At 42.7% G+C, this 19,809-nt stretch carries 17 protein-coding genes and 5 pseudogenes; 7 read left to right on the top strand and 15 right to left on the bottom strand.

The genetic code is table 11. The annotated features are described in order from the left end of the window. Positions 1 to 37 precede the first annotated feature (37 nt). Positions 38 to 913, bottom strand: coding sequence for an ABC transporter ATP-binding protein (locus JCM11217_RS08630; RefSeq protein ID WP_054842680.1), 876 nt, complete (start codon positions 911 to 913; stop codon positions 38 to 40). Between the two features lie 41 nt (positions 914 to 954). On the opposite strand from JCM11217_RS08630, the gene JCM11217_RS08635 reads away from it, so the two are divergent. From JCM11217_RS08635 to JCM11217_RS08655, 5 genes and pseudogenes are all read left to right on the top strand, one after another. Continuing rightward, positions 955 to 2,220, top strand: a complete 1,266-nt coding sequence (locus JCM11217_RS08635) for a hypothetical protein (protein WP_054842681.1) — start codon at positions 955 to 957, stop codon at positions 2,218 to 2,220. Continuing rightward, positions 2,202 to 2,734: pseudogene (locus JCM11217_RS15590) on the top strand (MMPL family transporter); the annotation flags it as partial. The gene JCM11217_RS08635 and the pseudogene JCM11217_RS15590, both read left to right, overlap by 19 nt. A gap of 336 nt (positions 2,735 to 3,070) precedes the next feature. Beyond that, positions 3,071 to 3,784: an MMPL family transporter gene (locus JCM11217_RS15595; protein ID WP_243678963.1), complete on the top strand. Its 714-nt coding sequence runs from the start codon at positions 3,071 to 3,073 to the stop codon at positions 3,782 to 3,784. Positions 3,785 to 3,788: 4 nt separating this feature from the next. After that, the gene (locus tag JCM11217_RS08650; protein ID WP_054842719.1) at positions 3,789 to 4,361 is read left to right on the top strand and encodes a hypothetical protein; all 573 of its coding nucleotides are present in this window, start codon (positions 3,789 to 3,791) and stop codon (positions 4,359 to 4,361) included. Between the two features lie 124 nt (positions 4,362 to 4,485). Continuing rightward, positions 4,486 to 5,007, top strand: coding sequence for a hypothetical protein (locus JCM11217_RS08655; RefSeq protein ID WP_054842684.1), 522 nt, complete (start codon positions 4,486 to 4,488; stop codon positions 5,005 to 5,007). Between the two features lie 17 nt (positions 5,008 to 5,024). Here JCM11217_RS08655 and JCM11217_RS08660 read toward each other — a convergent pair whose 3' ends face one another. The 3 genes from JCM11217_RS08660 to JCM11217_RS08670 form a co-directional block, all read right to left on the bottom strand. Continuing rightward, entirely contained in the window at positions 5,025 to 6,065 is a 1,041-nt protein-coding gene (locus tag JCM11217_RS08660; protein ID WP_243678916.1) for a molybdopterin-dependent oxidoreductase, read from the bottom strand. Between the two features lie 52 nt (positions 6,066 to 6,117). Next, positions 6,118 to 7,515 carry a hypothetical protein gene (locus tag JCM11217_RS08665; RefSeq protein ID WP_054842685.1) on the bottom strand — a complete coding sequence of 466 codons (1,398 nt, stop codon included), beginning with the start codon at positions 7,513 to 7,515 and terminating at the stop codon, positions 6,118 to 6,120. Between the two features lie 83 nt (positions 7,516 to 7,598). Further along, a complete protein-coding gene (locus JCM11217_RS08670; protein WP_054842686.1) occupies positions 7,599 to 8,174 on the bottom strand; it encodes a hypothetical protein in 576 nt (191 codons plus the stop codon). Positions 8,175 to 8,279: 105 nt separating this feature from the next. Here JCM11217_RS08670 and JCM11217_RS08675 point away from each other — a divergent pair, with 105 nt between their 5' ends. Further along, on the top strand, positions 8,280 to 8,660 hold the full coding sequence (locus tag JCM11217_RS08675; protein ID WP_054842687.1) for a roadblock/LC7 domain-containing protein: 381 nt from the start codon (positions 8,280 to 8,282) through the stop codon (positions 8,658 to 8,660). 32 nt (positions 8,661 to 8,692) lie between these two features. Here JCM11217_RS08675 and JCM11217_RS08680 read toward each other — a convergent pair. From JCM11217_RS08680 to JCM11217_RS15605, 8 genes and pseudogenes are all read right to left on the bottom strand, one after another. After that, positions 8,693 to 10,032, bottom strand: a pseudogene (locus JCM11217_RS08680) (MFS transporter). A 188-nt stretch (positions 10,033 to 10,220) separates the two neighbouring features. Beyond that, positions 10,221 to 10,904, bottom strand: coding sequence for an HAD family hydrolase (locus JCM11217_RS08685; protein ID WP_054842688.1), 684 nt, complete (start codon positions 10,902 to 10,904; stop codon positions 10,221 to 10,223). Between the two features lie 105 nt (positions 10,905 to 11,009). Further along, complete coding sequence (locus JCM11217_RS08690) at positions 11,010 to 11,609, bottom strand: DUF47 family protein (RefSeq protein ID WP_243678918.1); 600 nt, start codon at positions 11,607 to 11,609, stop codon at positions 11,010 to 11,012. 113 nt (positions 11,610 to 11,722) lie between these two features. Continuing rightward, positions 11,723 to 12,172: a hypothetical protein gene (locus tag JCM11217_RS08695; protein WP_054842720.1), complete on the bottom strand. Its 450-nt coding sequence runs from the start codon at positions 12,170 to 12,172 to the stop codon at positions 11,723 to 11,725. Positions 12,173 to 12,243: 71 nt separating this feature from the next. After that, a pseudogene (locus JCM11217_RS08700) lies at positions 12,244 to 13,554 on the bottom strand (RuvB-like helicase); the annotation flags it as partial. A 126-nt stretch (positions 13,555 to 13,680) separates the two neighbouring features. Then, positions 13,681 to 14,981, bottom strand: a pseudogene (locus JCM11217_RS08705) (MBL fold metallo-hydrolase). A gap of 145 nt (positions 14,982 to 15,126) precedes the next feature. Beyond that, positions 15,127 to 15,816 carry a radical SAM protein gene (locus JCM11217_RS15600; protein ID WP_243678920.1) on the bottom strand — a complete coding sequence of 230 codons (690 nt, stop codon included), beginning with the start codon at positions 15,814 to 15,816 and terminating at the stop codon, positions 15,127 to 15,129. After that, positions 15,786 to 16,265, bottom strand: a complete 480-nt coding sequence (locus JCM11217_RS15605) for a radical SAM protein (protein ID WP_243678922.1) — start codon at positions 16,263 to 16,265, stop codon at positions 15,786 to 15,788. The genes JCM11217_RS15600 and JCM11217_RS15605 overlap by 31 nt, the downstream gene beginning before the upstream one ends. 148 nt (positions 16,266 to 16,413) lie before the next feature. Between JCM11217_RS15605 and JCM11217_RS08715 the strand changes: the two genes are divergently transcribed. Continuing rightward, entirely contained in the window at positions 16,414 to 17,541 is a 1,128-nt protein-coding gene (locus JCM11217_RS08715; RefSeq protein ID WP_054842689.1) for a TIGR04053 family radical SAM/SPASM domain-containing protein, read from the top strand. Here the strand turns inward: JCM11217_RS08715 and JCM11217_RS08720 are convergent. From JCM11217_RS08720 to JCM11217_RS08730, 3 genes and pseudogenes are all read right to left on the bottom strand, one after another. Then, the gene (locus tag JCM11217_RS08720; RefSeq protein ID WP_054842690.1) at positions 17,528 to 17,962 is read right to left on the bottom strand and encodes a hypothetical protein; all 435 of its coding nucleotides are present in this window, start codon (positions 17,960 to 17,962) and stop codon (positions 17,528 to 17,530) included. The two genes, JCM11217_RS08715 and JCM11217_RS08720, sit on opposite strands and share 14 nt — an antisense overlap. Further along, positions 17,959 to 18,633: pseudogene (locus JCM11217_RS08725) on the bottom strand (histidine phosphatase family protein). The gene JCM11217_RS08720 and the pseudogene JCM11217_RS08725 overlap by 4 nt, the downstream one beginning before the upstream one ends. Before the next feature lie 2 nt (positions 18,634 to 18,635). After that, positions 18,636 to 19,736 carry a Xaa-Pro peptidase family protein gene (locus JCM11217_RS08730; protein ID WP_054842691.1) on the bottom strand — a complete coding sequence of 367 codons (1,101 nt, stop codon included), beginning with the start codon at positions 19,734 to 19,736 and terminating at the stop codon, positions 18,636 to 18,638. Positions 19,737 to 19,809 lie beyond the last annotated feature (73 nt).

A 19,809-nucleotide genomic window follows, 5' to 3' on the forward strand; every position in this document is an offset into this window, starting at 1 on the left:
TAGTGCAGATACTCCTTTACTAATTAAACTTAATTTCCTATGTAGAACCAATAAAACTATTTATCAAGTCCCTCCTCCTCTCTATCTCACCTAAATCCTGACCCAACCTCCTTAACCTCCTTTCTTCAAGATCGAGTATTCTTAGGTATGATTTAATAACGGTTAATTGATCAACCCTTAACCTACTGAATTCCTCCTTAATCCTTGCAAGGTCACTCTCGCTCACTATCCTACCACCCCCCCTAAGGTAAATGATCCTATGACCTATTGCCGCAACCTCCATGTTATGCGTAGCGATAACGAAGGTGACGCCTATGGCCCTATTCAACAACTTAACTAAGTCGAGTATTAAGTATGAACTGGCCAGGTCTATGGAGCCTGTGGGTTCATCCATGATTATGAAGGATGGGTCATTAGCCAATGCCCTGGCGATCGCCACCCTCTGTTGCTGACCACCACTTAGTTGGCTTGGCCTATTATTCGCAAACTCACCAACACCAACAAGGTCTAAAAGCAGCCTGGCCTTCTCCCTAGCCTCATCCTTCGTGTACCTGCCAGTTAATAGCATCGGTAACATCACATTCTCAAGAGCGGTTAATTGCGAAACAAGGTTATACTGTTGAAATACGAAACCCAGCCTCTCAAGCCTGAACTTTGATAGGTACCTCTCATCGGCGTCAGTGACGTCAACCCCATCAATAATTACGCGACCGCCAGTCGGCTTATCTAACGTACCCATTATATTCATCAACGTGGTCTTACCAGAACCACTGGGCCCCCCCATGACAATCGCGATCTCCCTCCTCCTAATGGCTAGGTTTATGTTGATTAATGCATCAACATAAACACTACTGCTCAGGTAATACCTCTTGCTAACATTTACGAGTCTCACAACCTCCTCGTTATCCTTCACGGGAAATGGTATTTAATATGGGTTAAAATCCCTTATTGCGGATGATATCGAGAAAGGCCGTATCTATCATGATAATTGTGATTTGGCTAATCATAATGTTTTACCTAGCTCGATATTCGTTAAATGTATTCAATGCGCTAACGTACGATGAGACGCAGTTAATGCCGAGCAATATAGAGCCTGTTATTGTTGATAACTTGGTTAATAAGTACATAGGTACTTCCAACGAAACAACACTTGTCGTTGTAATTAAATTAAGTAATAATGTAACAACCGATATTGAGAATAGATTGAATTACGTAAGTAAGGTCATTAAGGATGTGGACGCACCCAATATAACAGTCACCGACCTACTAACGACGTACAATGATGTCTACACGATCTATAACGAGACCATTAGTAATATCACTGCGGAAATAATCAGCAATGAATCCAGTAGTGTATGGAGTCTTTATTGGTCATTAAATAACGAGTGCTCATCAATAATACAATTGAATAGGGAGTATTATTCCACGGTCTATAACATAAGTAATACGGTTAGTGGTGAATTTAATGCAACCATAAATTACGCACAACTGCTTTATTACGAGATTGAAAAATACTACCTAAGGAATTACCCAAATGCATCGTTAAGTACACTGTTTAGGTTAACAACTAGGGATTATAGACTTAAGTATGGTCAATATGGCCCGTACATAGACGAACTAGCTAATGAAACACTTACCCAATTAATAAGTAAAATTGGTAATAATCCATCGCCATATACACTAATTTCGGAGAATATATCGGGGATTTTATTAACGAACTTTGAGAACATAATTCAGCAGGAATATCCAGGAATAGACCTAAGCAACATAACTGGTTATGTATACGATCAATTCATAAATAATGGCGTTAATAAAACAAATCTAAGGATTGCCATTTTACTCGGACCAGACACGAACATCAACTTACTAAGGCTCTTATTAATGCAGAATTACATGAATAGTACACAGCAGTTATTAATACCATACATTTACCAATTAACATGTAATAATGAGTCTATCGTAAACACCGTATTGAATGACCTAGGAATTAGTGTCATGAACGCTATAATGCAGGAGCATCCACCACCAAGCATTCTCAATTTACCTGACAACCTAACCCAGAAGTTCCTGAATGGCACGTACACAGTAGCCTTCATAACATTACCGAGTAATTATGAGGATGAGGTGTACGACTTACTAATACGTAGGGATTGGGTATATCCAGTTAGTACGGGGGGGTTATTCTCTATGAGCTTGAGAAGATGGTTACGAGTGACGTGAACATAATCGATAAGACTACGGCGGTCCTCGTGTTCGCAACAATGATAGCCATGTTGGGGGGGACGCTGATAGGCCCGGTCATGTCATTAACAATACTTGGCTTAACATACTTATCATCACTCGGACTCCTCTATAACTGGGCAATACACTTCAAGCTCTATTACCTCACCGTGTACATGATCGCCCCAATAATCTTCGGAATAGGTGTTGACTATAGCATGCTCATGCTTAGTAGGTACCTTGAGGAGAGGGTTAAGGGGGGCGTAGTAAGGATGAGGCATTAAGGATTGTATTAACGCGTGTTAGACCAACAATACTAACAAGCGCGTCTGTCGTTGGACTTGGGCTAGGCAGCTTCGCAATTTCGAGGTATGGCTACATACAGGACATTGGTATCGGCTTTATAATTGCCGTATCCCTCACGATAATCGCAACGGCGGTGATACTACCTGAAATAATGAGGGTGCTTGGAGATGGCGTGCTATGGCCAATGGGACTAAGGGCTAAATCCGTTGAGTTGAGGACAGCGTTTCTCTCAAGAATGGCTAGGTTTGCCGTTAATAGGCCGAAAACCGTGGTCGCGGCATTCCTAATAATAACCGTACTGGCCCTCACATACTTAATACTGAACATAAACATAACAACAGATCCAGTGCAGGTAATGCCGAATACGCCGGCCAAGATCGGATTAACGCTATTAATTAATTATTTTAGGAATTACGATTACTCAACAGCGTATCTGGTGGTTTATGGCAATAAAACTGCCGCAATTGCATTACTTAATACCGTTGAGAAGCAGAATTACGTAATTAACGCGGCTCTCACATACAACGGTTCAAACATGTACATAATGACTGTTACCGTGAACCAACAATCATTATCGGATAAGTTAATACCGATATACCTAAGCCTTAGGAAGATTGCTGATGAGGTGTCCAGGGAGTACGATGCTGAGGTACTCGTTGGGGGGGGTTCACCATCGTATAAGTACTACTTCGTGCTTGGCTTTGAGCATGAGTACTACGGCTTCATAATGTACTTAATGATTGCCATAAACATTGTGATTCTCACGATATACATGAGGTCCGTAATGATACCATTGAGGCTCGTTGCAACGGTGCTCATGAGTATTACCTGGTCTTTGGCATTGACCATATTCGTGTTCCAAGGTTTAATGGGGGGGATAAAGACCTACTGGTTATTACCGGTGATATTAATATCACTCCTGCTGAGTGTTGGTACGGACTACGACCTATTCATAATTAGTAGGTTTAGGGAGGAGGTAATTAATGGTTTTAGTGATAAGGAGGCTATTGTAAGGGCTGTGGAGTTCACGGGACCTGTTGTCACTGGTGCAGCGTTGGTACTCGCCATGGCCTTTGCGTCATTGGCATTGTCGAGTATATACATTTTAAAGCAGGTGGCGCTTGCCGTGGCCTCCTCAGTCATTATAGACTCGTTTATAGTTAGGCCATTGCTTGTTCCAGCCATAATCGTACTTCTCGGTAAATGGAATTGGTGGCCATTTAGCAATAAGGTAATTAAGCACCCAGTTGCTAATTAATTGCATGGACGGAATTTACAGGGTTTACCTGCCCTGGTACGTGAGGCTTAGCGACGGGAGTAAGTATAGAGTACCACTTAATGTAATAATGAGGGGTCTGCGAAATAACGTTTTTGTGATTAAGGTACCGCAGGACGAGATTGATTACGCCGCAGAGGAGCTTATCAGAAGAGGGTTTAGACCAACAATGCTCGCCGTGAATAGGGGGGGCGAGAGGTATAGCTTGACCATGAAGATTGAGCATCCCTGGGAAATACACGCCAGGATTTTCCCCGATGGTACTATTGAGTCGGAAGTCGAGATAAGTAGGGATTATCTACAGCATCTTGTTGGACCAAGGTTTAACGTGGTTTACGAAACCTATGATTTACTGAGGGAAATGGCCAATGATAAGAGAATATGCATTAAGCCGTTAGGTCGATGTATTAGTGATGTTATTGAGAACATAGGTATTGAGTTAAAGGCGCCTAGGGCATTAATACAGTGGAAGCCTTTGGTAATTACGGCATCATTAATAGCATTAACACCAATAATAAGCAAGGTAAGTAAAGCCTCTGTGTTTCATTTACTACAGTAATTCAAGCATTTAATTCCCATAATATGGGTCATTTTTCATGTGATATGCCTATTAATTGAAAGAGGCAGGGCTTTACTATTTCTATTCCTCAATATTTATAACACCCACTCATTAAATAAATTAAGTGGGGACAGAAGGTAATACCATAGTTGGCGTGGCTGGCAATGCCGACGTTAAGGACATAATTAGGTACATTTCCCATATAATAACATCAGCACTTGATGTAAAACCAAGCGAGTGCCTACTTAATAATTATAATAGTATTACGATGAGCGCCGTAAACATGATGCTCAAGTTATTCCCAGAGTTGACGAAAGAGTTGAATGCACTCGCGAGCAAATTCACGGAAATACAGGAGGCTAGTAAGAAGCTTGTTGGGATTAGGGATGTTGGTAAGTATGCTGATAATGTATTGACTATATTCACGACATATAACGTTGATCCAGGGATTTACGCGGTATTCGCAGCCCTACAGGCCATGGAGGTTGCGAGAACTTGCGGTGAGAATGATGCAAAGTTCTTCCTGGTGAGGACTTTATTAGCGGGTTCACTACCATTCAATTTATATAGGGTATTACTTGATTATCTAAGCATGGATCATAAATTCCCAATAAACCTACTAAAGGCCCTACTTGAAACAATATGATGTATTGGAGCTCATATTCACGGCTTAAAACCACGTATTAATTGATACAGGTAGGATGGCGTTACAGGCGTTTTACCAAGCTTCACCTTAACGCCAGTTTTACTTCTCACGGCCTTCTCCAATGCAAGGAATACTGATGCCAGGGCGCCGGTAGTTCCTGACTCCCCCCCAATGCCTCTAACACCACCAGGTAATGGTGATGGCGTATTTATTTCGTTTATCGCGACCTTATAAGCGACATCTTCCGCACTTGGTAAACCATAATCCGCAAGCGAGGCATGCAATGGCGTACCATCCTCACTATAAAATGCTCCCTCCCAAAGGACTTGGGCAAGGCCTTGAAGCACGCCACCGTGAATTTGAGCCTCAACCTCCTCTTCAAGAAGTGGCTTGCCCACATTATGTACGGTGTAGTAATCAATGACCCTTGCAACCAAGGTCTCTGGATCGAAGTCAACAACCGCAACATGGGCGCCCGGCGCAAATATTGCCATGCTAGGCTTATAGTCAACCTCCTCCTCAATAACCACACCCTTAGATCTTATTGCGTCGATCAATGATAAGCCCATCGATGAAAGCCTCGAGTTAACTCTCTCGGCTAATTCCGTAATCGCCGCTGCGACTACCGTGGCGCTTCTGCTACCGAATGTACCAACACCATAGTTAAGAGTCTCAGTATCACCAGGCACAACCTCAATAAGCTCCTCAGGTAATCCGAAAACCTCTGATACGTACTTCGTAAAGGCTGATACGTGGGCATGACCCTGCGGCCTAGAACCAATAATTAACCTCATCTTGCCGTTACCTATCACGGCCTTAACACCCTCACCACCGAGTGCGCTCACGTATAGCGCAAAAACAGCAATAGATACACCCTTATCCGAGTACTTACTCTTAAATTCGTAGTAACGCTTCGCCGCATCCTCAAGTATTGATTGGTAATTGGCTGGGTCAATAACAAGGCCCAGTGGTGTCCTATAGGTTTCTCCATCCTTAATTATATTCCTCCTCCTAATCTCAACAGGATCCATACCAAGTTCATCGGCTAAATCATCCATTAACGTCTCATGAATCAACGTAGCTTTAATAAATTGTTAAGACTACTTAAAGTCAATTCTTAATTTTTACTTGACAAAGTAAATTAACTAAAGCTATAAAAGTAGGCAATGAATCTCTATTTATTACAAGTTCCTGTAACTTCTCGCCGATAATGTGTGTTTTTAAATAAACTTTAAATTTATTACTTATTTCAATCATTTCCTTTAGAAATAAGTTAAGCATGCGAGCTTTATCATGCGTATTAGCTACTAAACAGTAATATCCTGATCTATGGTGCATTAACTTGAAGTTATATTTATTATATATTATCCATATCTCATGCGAATTATAATTATTAAATGCTATGTGAATTGTTTTACGTACCCTATAATGATTAAGTATGGTAAATCTTACTCTTGGATCCTCAAGTTGAGAAACAAAATTAAGTAGATCCCATGCAAATTTATAAGTACTATCTTTAGTAAGCCATATAGCATTAGCACTTCTTTTAAAATTAAAATCCATTAATGTATATCCTATATGTTTAAGTGTGTCGGCAAGTAATTTAGTACCGAGTTGCCCATCAACAATAATACTCATTGTAAAACCAGTGCGACGTTTATTACTATCTATGAATCCATCTCCGAGGTAAAACCCGGTCAAAGTTGCCATTAAGTTTACGTCTAATTTACCGTTAAGCCACGTCTTGAGTGCATCAAGTTTATTTTTAAAATTAAAACCTATTAATGAGTTGTTAAAGTAAGTCTCGATAGAAATACCTAATTTACCATCATTAGTAACAGATAATCTATTTAATGAAAGACGCAATAAAATTCTACTAATATTCTTGCTCTGTGCAATAGCTTTAATTAATGCAGCAGTTAATACGTGTATTTCAATCTCGTTGTTAGTGATCACAAAGTTACTACCATATCTACCTCCATCACTTGAAAGTAAACCAAGTAATATATCCTTAGCAATGTTATAATCAAGGTGTATTTGATCCTTGATTTCTACATTAATTGATATTCTCGATAATTCAAGTGCTATAGATACTGATGCATTCTTTGTTTTCTCTAACCTTATTAATACTTTCAGATCCTTTAATTTTTTGTTTTCCACGAACCTTATATAGAATGATTTTCTTCCTAACCTAATAAAATTTTGCGGATCTATCTTATAGTTGTTATTCATTAACGCCTTCTTAACTTCCGGTAACCACGTATTATATGTATATCCTATAATTATGTTCTTAATTTTAACAAGAAAATCGTAATAATCAAGAAGACTATTAATTGTAAGCACTTTATTTGGCGCAAGCATCATTAATTGTTCGTACGGATTTGTATTCGGTAAATTAATATATTGCGAGTTATTAAGTACTGCATCAATTCGCCTTATTAACGTGTTAATGGCATACTTAATTACATCTTCTTCTGATAAGCCTTCATACCATATTTTCTTAGTCATCAAAAATATTTCTCATAAAAACTTATAACACACTGAAGCATATCGTTAATAGTCACGAACATCTTACTAATTTACCTTAAACATTATAAAGAGTTTGTCATTGTCGTAATAAACAATACAGCCTTGGGTTCCATTGGATTGGCGACCAGCCTTGCCTGTTCAATCTCCCTCTCAACAACTACGTCTGCCTCCTTTAATGCATTAATGTCGCCACCCTCTAATGTGGTGTCTAGGGATATATTCGTGCCTATTTCAGGGTGTATTATCTCCTCGTTTTTCAATGCCTCATCTATTGTAATTATGGGTTTTAATGGTTCATACTCAATTGATACCTCATCAGCGATATCCTCAAGTGAGTACCTGGACTCGGTTATAACCGCCGCCACTGGCTGACCAACGAAGTTTACGGTATTTGCGGGTAACACGGGCATCCTAACAATCTTTGCGTTTGGCACAGTCATCGCCGGCATTAGTAAATTGCCTATGGTCTTTGCCGTGAGAAATAGCAGGGCTTTAGTACCTGGTTCCTCTATTTTCAATATCCTGGCCCTCGCATATGGTGATCTAATTACGTGGAGATAAGCCATATTGTTAAGCTTTATATCATCTAAGTACGTGGAATTACCAAGCACGATATCCAGGTGTTCCTTAATTGGCACGGCCTTGCATTATAACGATTGCTTTTAAGATTTGTCATGCGTTTTTCTTTCTTTAATTCATAAAGAATAGAAAGATTTTTAATCAAAAACACTGTAAATTTAACGATGGAATCTAGCGTGGGTAAGGAGGTCGTGGATACCCTGGAGGAATTCATGAGTAGGGTTTTCCCTGATGTTATTGGTGCCCTTGTGGTTAGGCGTGATGGATTGCCTGTGGCCTTTAAGGTTAGTAATGAATTCAATGCCAAGGTTGTGAGTGCCATGGTCGCGATCGCAAGGAGCACGATCGATAGACTTGGTGCTGAGTTAAGCCTTGGTGAACCAACAATAAGTATTGTGCAGTATACAAAGGATACATTATTAATCGCACCATTAAGTAAGGACTTAATCCTAACTGCAATAGCAAAGCCCGAGCCAAACCTTGGATTAATACTACTTGAGATAGAAAAGCTAAGAGACAAATTAATGAAGATACTTGTTGAATAGGATACGCAATAAAATAATTTAAATCGTGCTTATTACCGTGAGAATATACCCACCCTACCCTCAATGACCATCTGCTCTATCTGCGATGGTGTTAAGCCCTTTGTTTCAGGCATGAATAAGTACGACCAAAGAGCCACAAATAATATCGCACCACCAAGTAGTATAAATGCACCGTCATAGCCAATTTGATGTATCAGTATGGGCATGTAGAAGGAGGCAAAGGCTGCGCCAAACCTGGAGAACATTGCAGCAATACCTTGCCCGGTAGCTCTAATCCTAGTGGGCCAAATTTCGGCCATGGCAACGGTCCAGGGGGGCCAGGGCCGAAGTTCATGAAGTAGTAGTAAATTGTGAATAGTGCCATGACAAGCGGAAACGCTAAGGAAGTTGAGAATAGTTTCATCTCATACAGTGCTAACCCAACGAACATATCAATACCCATTATTGTGGATCCAAGTATTGTCACAAACCTCCTGCCAAGCACGTCATAGGTGGCTGCCGTTGTGTAATAACCAAGCAATGCGATTGCCCAGTAAAGTGCTGAGGCTAGGAAGGACATTTGAGGCGTTGTTACCCCAAGTCCCTTAGTTATGTATGGTGTGTACATGTTCGAGCCGTAGAATGCTATGTCTGCCACGGGCCACCAAACCCATAGGAATATCGTTGTTATCCACATCTTACCTGCGAATAAATCCTTAATTGATGGTTTCTTGGCGATACCTGAGTCGAAACTCGCCTCCTTACCACCGGTCATCTTTCTAATGACATCAGTCGACCTCTCCTTAACCTTCCTGCCCAGTTGCTCCTGTAGCGCGGCCCATCTTGGTGATTCGAGAATACCCATCCTAAGTAAGATAATGACTAAGCCCCCCCAAATGGCCTCACTACCGAGCATGAATCTCCAGGTAAAATCAGGGTTTGTGTTACCCCCCCATGCAACCGCCATACCATATGCAGATAGGAAACCAACGACAGAGCCAATACCCCAGAAACTATTCATTGATGCCAGCGCGAAGCCCCCCCTGCGCTTCGCTGGTGCGTACTCAGCAACCATCGTTGGTGATAGGGAGTAATCACCGCCAATGCCTATGCCGAGCAGGAACCTTACGATAAATAATTCCCAGAAATTCGTTACAAAGGCCGATAGGGCTCCAAAAATCACGAAGAACACTAGGTCGTATATGTAGAGAAGTCGCCTACCCATTCTATCAGCAATTGGCCCGAAAATAACGGCGCCCAGGGCAACTCCTATGAAGGCTGATGCAGCTAATAAGCCTGTCTCAACCGGTGTTAATTTCCATAGTGGCATTAGGTAAATTAGCGCTGCGCCTATGATTAACGTGTCGTAGGCGTCAACGAACTGCCCCCCCATGGATGCTGTGAACCAAGCAAGCCAGAAGTACCTCCCAAGCTTCCTTAGGGGGGGTAGGTCGTCAAAGTTTATGTTGTTACCTTCAATACCATTGCCCATTACGGCTTTACTATTAACACTTATTAATATGCATTACCTACGTGCACCTAAGCAATTGCAATAACTCAGATAATGAATGAATCACAAAATCAGCTTAAATCGCCATGCCCATGAACTCCAGTATCTATAATATTATAATACCTATCAATAATCCCAGCATACATACCTGCCGCCTTTGCCCCCCCAGGTACATCAGTACTGATTCTATCACCAATATAAATGACCTCATCACCCCCCCGCATATTGAGGATCTGTAAAGCCCTAGTGAACGGCTCAGGGTGGGGTTTAACGTGTTTTGTATCGTCTCCTGCAACCACTATTACATCGAATAGGTAGCCGACACCGTCACTACGTATTCTGTCTCTCTTAAGCCCTGGTTCGCCATCCGTATTCGTAACTATACCAAGTTTAAGGCCACACCTTCTTAACTCATTTAGGGTGGGTATGACGTCAGGAAACAACCTACTTTTTAAACGCCATGAATCCCAATAAGCTCTAACAAGTCTATTAACCTCATCAATACCTATCTCAATGCCCAATGCCTTAGCTACCTCCTTAAACCAAACCCTCCTGTCGAATTGACCAATGGACTCCATCCATGTCTCAACATCCTTAATTATCCTGAGTATGTGTTCCTGACTTAAATCAGTAATTAATGATAATTCCTTAGCAATAACATGCCTCGCGTAATTTCTTGCATCGCTTACGTCCATTATCGTATCGTCATAATCAAACAGAACTGCTTTCGCATTAATCTTCTCATTAGGCGCCATACGTACTAACTAATGTCAATATCATATAGGCTATATCCTTTATTGAGTCTAGTACATCATCAATACCGAATATTAGGCTCATACTACTCATGAACTCCACGTAGGTTAACTCCTTGGCGCTTGAGTATAGTTTATCCAGGCTGAATCCTTTATATCATCAACCTCCTCCTCGAGCTTCTGTATTCCCATAACCATGACCCTAATATCACTAAAGCTCTTCTTATCTAGGTTATTGATGATCTCCAGGAGCATTTTGAGGGCTTCCTTACCAATTCTAAGCATCTCCAGAAATTCCTCGCTAAGGAACTTCCTAACAGGCTCGGTATTGCATAGATAGTATGTACGCCTTAACTCCCTAGACAGTACGTGAATTCCGTCGAGTATGTCATCCGACTTATTGAGTATGGTATCCATAATTGAAGCCGTGGTTATTGGCACCGCGCCCTTAAGCACAGAATCATTTATCTGCCTAACGATTTCATCACCCTCACGCTCAAGCGCGGCTATCTCCCTCATACCCTCAGAGACCTTGGTTTTACTAACGTTGTTATCCTCAACGGCGCTTAGCACCATCTCCTCAAGTATTGATATGGCCTTTTGACTAAGCTCGATATGAGCCACTAACTTACTTAGAAATTCCCTCTCCCCCCCTACGTACAGTGGCGACAATATCCTTCCCCAGAAATCCTTTATAAACCGAGACATTACCTAAAGCGAAAAATATGACTAAAGAGTTATATATAAACCAATTCCCTAATTACTGCATGTATGATGAGGATGAACCCAGAAGATCGATGATGCTTGAACGCCGCTACTGATCACGCCCTGGTAATCACGAGGTAGAATTTACCAATTTGCTTACATATTGCCGGTACCTGACCAATTCGAAGTGCCACTATGCATGGTTCGCCACCGCCAATCTTGGTGCTTATGTCGAGTAAGTACTTATCATCAACCTTTGCCTTACTAAAACCACTACTTACTGGGTACACGGCTAGGAAATCATGACCCATGTACTTAAACTGCATTTCCATACCGTAAACCTCGTAATAATGACTTTCCGATGAACCCATTTCCCTAACTCTTAACCTAATCGTTACGGGATTTCCCTGAGTATCCGTTGTTTTATAAATGACGTACGAACCATCCCTCTCAAACATTGCCCAATCCCTACCGGCTAAGTATATTATTGCGTGTATATTAACGGGTACAGTTACAACCCTAGTTACCGTGTATATTGCTTGAACAACGTCGTTAAGACTAAGCATGAATACCCCCCCCATAACCGGCTTTGCCTATTGCCTTTTTAACCTTAACTTTTCTTTAGGTGTAGAAGGTCTCAACGCAGGAAGTAATTCTCATACTCCTTAACGTACTGCACACTCTCCTTAACACTGAGGAATAATTTCTTAACGTACTCAACGTCCTCTTTAGTGATCTCGTTATGACCAGCCTCCTGAGCCCTTAATTGAGCAGGTGCCAATAACTGAATGGCATACCTGAGACTCTCCTCGGTGCCTATCTTAGTCAACTCCTCAAGCGCGTCATTGGATAACGAAACCTTCTCCTCCTTAGCCCTGATCTTTATTATCTCCCTAACCTCATCAGCCGTGTAAGGCTTCGTCCTGATTATAATGAGCCTGTCAAGCATGTCCAGTGGAACGCCATGAGGTGACTCGACATCCGTGCCTCTAATCTTCGTTATACCCCCCCTATTGGTGGCTAGGATGAGTATTGGACTTAACTCACTCTCCATAGCCCTGCTCAGGTACGCCCATGTCTCGATATCGAGCATGTGGACATCATCGATAAACAATACACCAGGTACAAGCTCACCCTTGCCATCATTTATTAGCTTCATCACGAACTCATCAACGGCCTTCCTAACCTCATTTGGAATTTCCCGCTCCTCAGCTGCGAAGCCAAATATCATGGCGCTGAGCAATCCCTGCTGCCTAGCCTGGTATATGTCCAGGTCATTGAGTGTGAAGAACCTCGTTATCTCCTTTTCTTTATAGACAGGTCCCTTTGGAACCTCTATCTTCTTCTTAACGTAAATATCATATGTTTCACCACCCTCACCCTTACCCTGAACAAACACCCTACCAGTCTCCTCATCAATCCAAATAACATCACCCTCCTCAACGCCAAGCTCAATTAATTGCTCAGCGATCTCCGCGGGGGGGACCCTAAGTCTCTTTTCCTCGTCCTTCGTGGCCAGGGTTATGGTGGCACTCCTGGGTATTTGGGCGTATGGATTGTATGGGTGCCTACCATATTGAATGTCAAGGCTCTTAACAACACCCTCATACACCCTACGCCACTCCCTAATCCTAACACCAATGGCGCTCCTAAGGGCCCTCGTCAGGAATTCCGTCTTCTTAACCTCCATACTATAGACCTCAGCAGCGCTTATCTGCACAAACGGCGTGTCAGGACCAAGCTCCCTGGCGATACCTATGGCGAGTGCCGTCTTACCAGTGCCAGGTGGGCCGACGATTAATACGCCCTTACCGCCAAATTTACCAGCCCTAATCATCTTAACAACGTAGTAGGCGGCTTCCCTAGCCTCGACCTGCCCAACAAAACCATCTGCCGAGAACTGCACCTTACCATCCCTAACACCTAAACCCTTAATGTGGCTATGCAATCCAACCCTCTCAAAGGTTGGCTTCACCTCCTCGATCTTTATCTGGGACATAGCAATTAACGAAGTTAATACAGCCTTTAAACCTTTCAACGTAATGCCCATCAATAATGCCACGATGAATTATATCTACTTATTTACACGTATTAATAGCGTCTCTTCGTTAATTGGGACGTGGACGTTATCAATACCGTACTTAGTCTTCAACCTCTCAAGAAATTGCAACGCCTTTATTGCCTCTGTATGCACGAGGAGAACCCTAGTATCTGGGCTGAAATGATTAATGAATGCCTCTAATTCAGCCTTACCACTATGTGAGCTGAAGTCAAACCAATAGAGCCTAGCCTCGAGCACTATCTCAGCCTTATCAATGAATGTTCGTCCTCTCGTTAATAATTCAAAACCTGGAGTATCGGGTGCTTGATAACTCGGGAGTATCACGGCATTTCTCCTATCCTTACCCAACTTCTTCAAGTAGTAAACAGCGGCGCCTCCCTTTAGCATACCAGCTGGCGAAACTATTATCACGGGTTCCTTGGTTAACGACTTCCTCTGGTAGTCCGTGGTGACCTCGAGACTACTCTCAACAGCCTTTAGATAAAGCTCAGGATTCGCCAAGTAATGCGGGTACTTAGCCACTATTTGATTGGCTACCCTGGCTAATCCATCAATTATTATTGGGTAGTCAATGCCATTCTTATAAAGCGTTATTAATATTTCCTGGGCCCTACCAATCGTTAATACCGGTATTAACACAGAACCACCACTCTCGATAGTCTCCTTTATCACTCTAATGAATTCCTTCTCGACCTCCTCCCTAGACGGGTGCGTGTTGGTCACGTATGTACCCTCCATAATAACAACATCGACATCCTTAGGAACATTATTTATGTCAGCGCCACGGAGCAGGTTTGATGGTGATAAATTAAAGTCGCCCGTGAACAATATTCTGGCACCGTTTATTTCAAGTAATGTCAACATACTGCCAGGTACGTGACCCGCATTTATTATGGTAGCCCTAACATCCTTTGAAATATCGACATCCTCGCCGTAGGTCACGGGTATTGCGTGGTCAAGCACAGCCTTGATCTCCTCATCCTCATAGGGCAGGTAATAACCACTTAGCTTAATGGCATCCTTAAACATGATGTCCGCAAGCTCAAGCGTCAATGGCGTGGCGTATACAGCGGTGGTGAACTAACGTATAGGCTCGGCAACGCACCACAGTGGTCTAAGTGGGCGTGACTTAGGAATACCGCCATTATGTCCCTGGGCCTAACATGGCCGGGCATTACGGGTCTATCATTTTCATCAAAATTAACGCCATAATCAAAGAGGAAACCCTTATCGGAATTGGCGTCCTTAACGAAAATAGCCATTCTACCGACCTCACCTCCACCACCTAAAACCTTAATCATCAAGTCAGTCATTTACTCATGTAGACGCCAAATAACCGGTTTATGTACTTTGTTATTGCGTTAAATCAAATTGAGGGATACTTAATTACTGCCATTAATGCCCAGGGACTCCTCAAATTCCTTCATGACCCTTACCTGCCAGGGCTTTAGGTCAACCTCACCAAGTCTCCATAAGCGTAACAGCGAGTTCATGGTACACAACGTCCATGGACCAAAGATCATTATTAAGGACCCCCCCAGCCCTAACCCTACAACCACCGCAGTACCTTAGGTATGGGCATCTCATGCATGGGGAATCACCGTAATTTCTCTCTCTAAGCCTAATCACAAGCTCAGTGTTTACCCTGGGCCTAAGCCAAATCTCAGTTAATCTCTCCTTCCTGACATTACCCATTGGCTTATCATTGAAGAATTGACATGGATAAACATCACCATTAGGATAGATCGACATAACCTTCCTACCGGCACTGCATGCACCCATCCTACTCACAAGCCTTAGCTTGCTCATGAACTCACCCTCATCGTTGCTCGCCAGCAATGATGCAACGACACCATCAGCTGGATTATCCACAGTCAATATCTCAACGTCTGAGTACTTCCTGGCGATATCAATTAGCTTCATTAAGAACCTCAGTAACTGCTCGGGGGGGCTCGGTAATAAATTAACGATACCCCTACCCCTACCACTAGGTACTAGGTGGTAAAACGCTACCCTAGAAATACCCAACCTATGCGCCAGCTCCACAACCTCAGGCGCATGATCAATATTTAACTTGGTAACGGTTGTCCTAATACCGACTGGTATTCCAACCTCCATCACATTCTTAATACCCCCCCTAATCGCCAAGTCCCAGGCCCCCCCTGAACACCCCCCCTAATCTTATCATGAACCTCAGGTATTGGTGAATCAATGCTTATTCCAACGTATTGGACATTCAACTCCTTAAGCTTTAAGGCCCAATCCCTAGTGATTAACGTACCATTAGTGCTGAGGGAGACCTTTATACCATAATCATTAGCTCTCCTCATAACGTCAGTTATGTCCTCCCTAATTAAAGGCTCGCCACCACTAATAATGAGAAGTGGAGTTCTTAGTTCATGGGCATCATCAACAACCCTTAGGGCCTCCTCAGTCGTTAACTCATCTCTTGAGAGACCCTGTATCGCATTTATGTAGCAGTGTATACACTTTAAGTTGCATCTATACGTGATGTTCCAGAATATTAACGGCCTACTAATGTCTGTGAACTCCCTATCGTTCTTCACGTAGTCATGGCCCTTAATAGAAAGGCTCACGGTGCCGCTCCCCCCCACCACTAAGTTCGTTATGTTGATCATCTAATCAATTGGCAGGTACCTAACCAAGTATAAAATCTTGCTTGCCCATGTATGTAAAATAACACTAAGAAGTAAGTTATTAAATAAGGGGCTTGAACCCAACGCAATGCATAGATGGCCACTTGAGGAGAAGCCATTGCTGGTATTTTACGAGACAACGAAGGCATGCCCATTGGCATGCCGACATTGTAGAGCCAACGCGCTGCTTAAGCCATTACCCACTGAGTTAAGCACTGAGGAGGCTAAGAAATTCATTGAGGACATAACGGGATTTGGCAAACCATACCCAGTGCTGATACTCACTGGCGGTGACCCATTAATGAGGGAAGACATACTGGAATTAATAGACCATGCAAGGTCGCTGGGAATCCCAGTGGCGCTGTCTCCTGCCGTGTCAACAAAGTTACTTAATGATGAATTACTCAGGGAATTAAGGGGGGGGCGTGTAAGCTCAGTATCAATAAGCCTAGATGGAGCCAGGCCTGAGACCCATAATTATATTAGAAGAACTGCTTTGGAGAGAATCGATGTTTTTAAGACGACTCTGGAAGTATTTAATAGGCTTAGGAGTTATGGAATTGAATTCCAGGTTAACACAACGGTTATGAAACTCAACGTACACGAATTACCCCAGGTATTTAAGATCGTTAAAGACAGCGGGGGGGCCAATGCGTGGGAGGTCTTCTTCCTAATACGCGTGGGTAGGGGGGGCATGGAACTCGAGCCCTTGGATCCCTGGGAGACTGAGGATGTTGTTCAATTCCTATACGACGCATCACTATACGGATTACAAATAAGGACTGTTGAGGCACCCTTCTTTAGGAGGGTTATCATGCATAGAAACGCTGGTGCTAAGTATGAGGGTGGTAAGTTGTATTGGGAATTAACGAGGCAGCTCAGGGAATTGATGGGTGAGCCTCCAAGCAATACAAAGCCGCCAAGCTTTATACCGACCAGGGATGGTTACGGTATAATATTTGTAGCCAGTGATGGTTCGATATACCCAAGCGGGTTCCTACCGCTAACGCTTGGAAATGTTAGAAAAGACAACATAGTGAGGGTATATAGGGAGCACCCAGTGCTTAAGACGATAAGGGAGGCTCGGTTTAATGGTAAATGCGGTATATGCGAATTTAAGAATATATGCGGTGGGTCAAGAGCAAGAGCTTATACTGAATTAGGCGATCCTTTAGGATCAGACCCGGCCTGCATTTATGAACCTACTGCGAAATGAGTTTATTAAAAACCTCCATGGCACCAAACCTATTAAGTACTTCGTTGATCCACTCCCACTTTAAACCACTTCTCACGTTGGTATTCCTAATCAATTCCTTAATAAGGGATACGTACCACGGAATATCACTATTAACTACCACTGACACAACGAGATCCTCAATAGACGCGTAAGGTATGCCCTTTATTAGAACTGAACGTGAGAAGAGGTCTGGAACTAGGGACCTCTCAATAACCACGTAACTGCCTAGGACTTGCTTAACGAATTCATGATCGCCATAAATCAATACATCGACAACATCTGGAACATCAAAAATACCCAATCTCTCGCCGATAATCTTTAGTAGACTTGCTAATCCACATGCATGATCTATATTCAATTCAACAAGCCTCCAATGAACATCATCGCACGTAATACTCATAAAATTAACCCCCAATTATTACACACATTCATTATTTCATTATCACTAAAACCAAGGCTCCTTAATATCCTCAGGGGGGGACTTAAGTTAATGAATACTACGTAATTATGGTCAAGGTTTATGGCTGTTACAGACCCAGTATCGAGATGCAGCCTATAGATGTTGCTTAACGGTAACCCCGTAATTAGGGCTACTATCGTAGTAATTGGATGCCAATGACTTACTGCAATTACGTGCTTCTCATTAATACCTTTAATAAAGTTTAAGAAGTCCATTACCCTATTAACCACAGACTCCATGGTCTCGCCACCGGGTGGATGATGCTTAATAGGATCCTTAACATAGTCATTAAAGGGTATCTCACTTATCTTCTTGAGTTCCCATTCACCCATATCAATCTCTCTTAACCTCTCATCAACTATAATTAGGGTCAATACAACCGGCCGTTTGTCGAGCACGCAATAACGGTGACGTGAATACTGGACCATGAACGCCTAGCTTACGTAGAAGCATTGCGGTGGCCGCGGCTCAAGCCTTCCCTTATCCGTTAGTGGGTTATCGTTATAATTCCTTGAATGAAGAATCCCAAGCGCATTCAATTGCGCCTCACCATGCCTAACAAGGTATAGTATCACGTTAGTGATTACGGAGGTACTAAGTAATAAAAGCATTACTAAGCCCTGACAACAACCTCAGGCCAGTACTTATCGAGAACCTCAACTATACCGCCTGGTTTAATCACGACATTGCTCTCAAGCCTAACACCAAACTTACCAGGTAGGTATATGCCAGGCTCAATAGTGAATGTGCTACCCCCCCTCGGTAACGCCTTATCGTAGGACTGGCTTATGAATGGTTCCTCATGAACCTCAAGCCCAATCCCATGACCAGTCCTATGAATGAAGTACTCCCCCCCATAACCACCCTCGGTTATGACTCTCCTGGCTATCGAATCAACATACGCACCAGTAACGCCCTCCTTGATTCCGGCTATTGCCTCGTCATGGGCTTTCTTAACTAGGTTGTAAATGCGCCAGAAATCGCCTGGTGGGTTGCCTATTACGAATGTCCTCGTTAAATCGCCATAGTAATCATTGTAGGTTGCGGTGACGTCAATGACAACCACATCACCAACCTCAACCCTCCTACGGGAAGGCACCCAATGAGGTATGGCCGAGTTAGGACCTGACTGAACAAGCACATCCCTAGGCTCAGCACCTGCATTACCAATGGCATCACTAATCACCTTAGCAATATCAAGCTCCGTCATTCCCGGCTTAATAGTTTCATGAGCAGCCTTAATACCATCTTCAATGGCCCTAACTGCGCGCTCGATATTCCTTAACTCACCCTCATCCTTACTTATTCTCATTGATGTCAATAAATCATCAATTGAATAATCACTAAATTCACCAATCACTCTACGTAAAATCCATAAATAATTAAGCGTTGCCCTACCTTCAAGACCAACCCTCCTCGCCGCACCGCAATTACCATTAATGAACACCTTAATGGCATTTAACGGGCCCTCCTCATCACCATAAACAATATACGGCAAACCAGTGGCCTTGGCCTTACCCTCATCAAGCCTCGGCAACACTAAGGCATATGCACCATTGCCTGTACAAATCATTAATGCACCAAATCTCTCAAAGGTCTCAATGTAGGAGCCAACTAGGTACCTAAAATTCGGTCCAGGAGTAACGACCGCTAACTCCACTGATTTCCTGCGTAATTCATTGATTAAGCCATTAATCCTATTAATGTTAAGCATTACTCATTAAGCCATAGAGGCGTAATTAAGCTATTCCCTTAACGCATTAAAGATAAAAGAAATAGATCAGTAG

The organism is Vulcanisaeta distributa JCM 11217, assembly GCF_001316005.1.
GTDB classification, from domain to species: Archaea; Thermoproteota; Thermoprotei; order Thermoproteales; family Thermocladiaceae; genus Vulcanisaeta; species Vulcanisaeta distributa_B.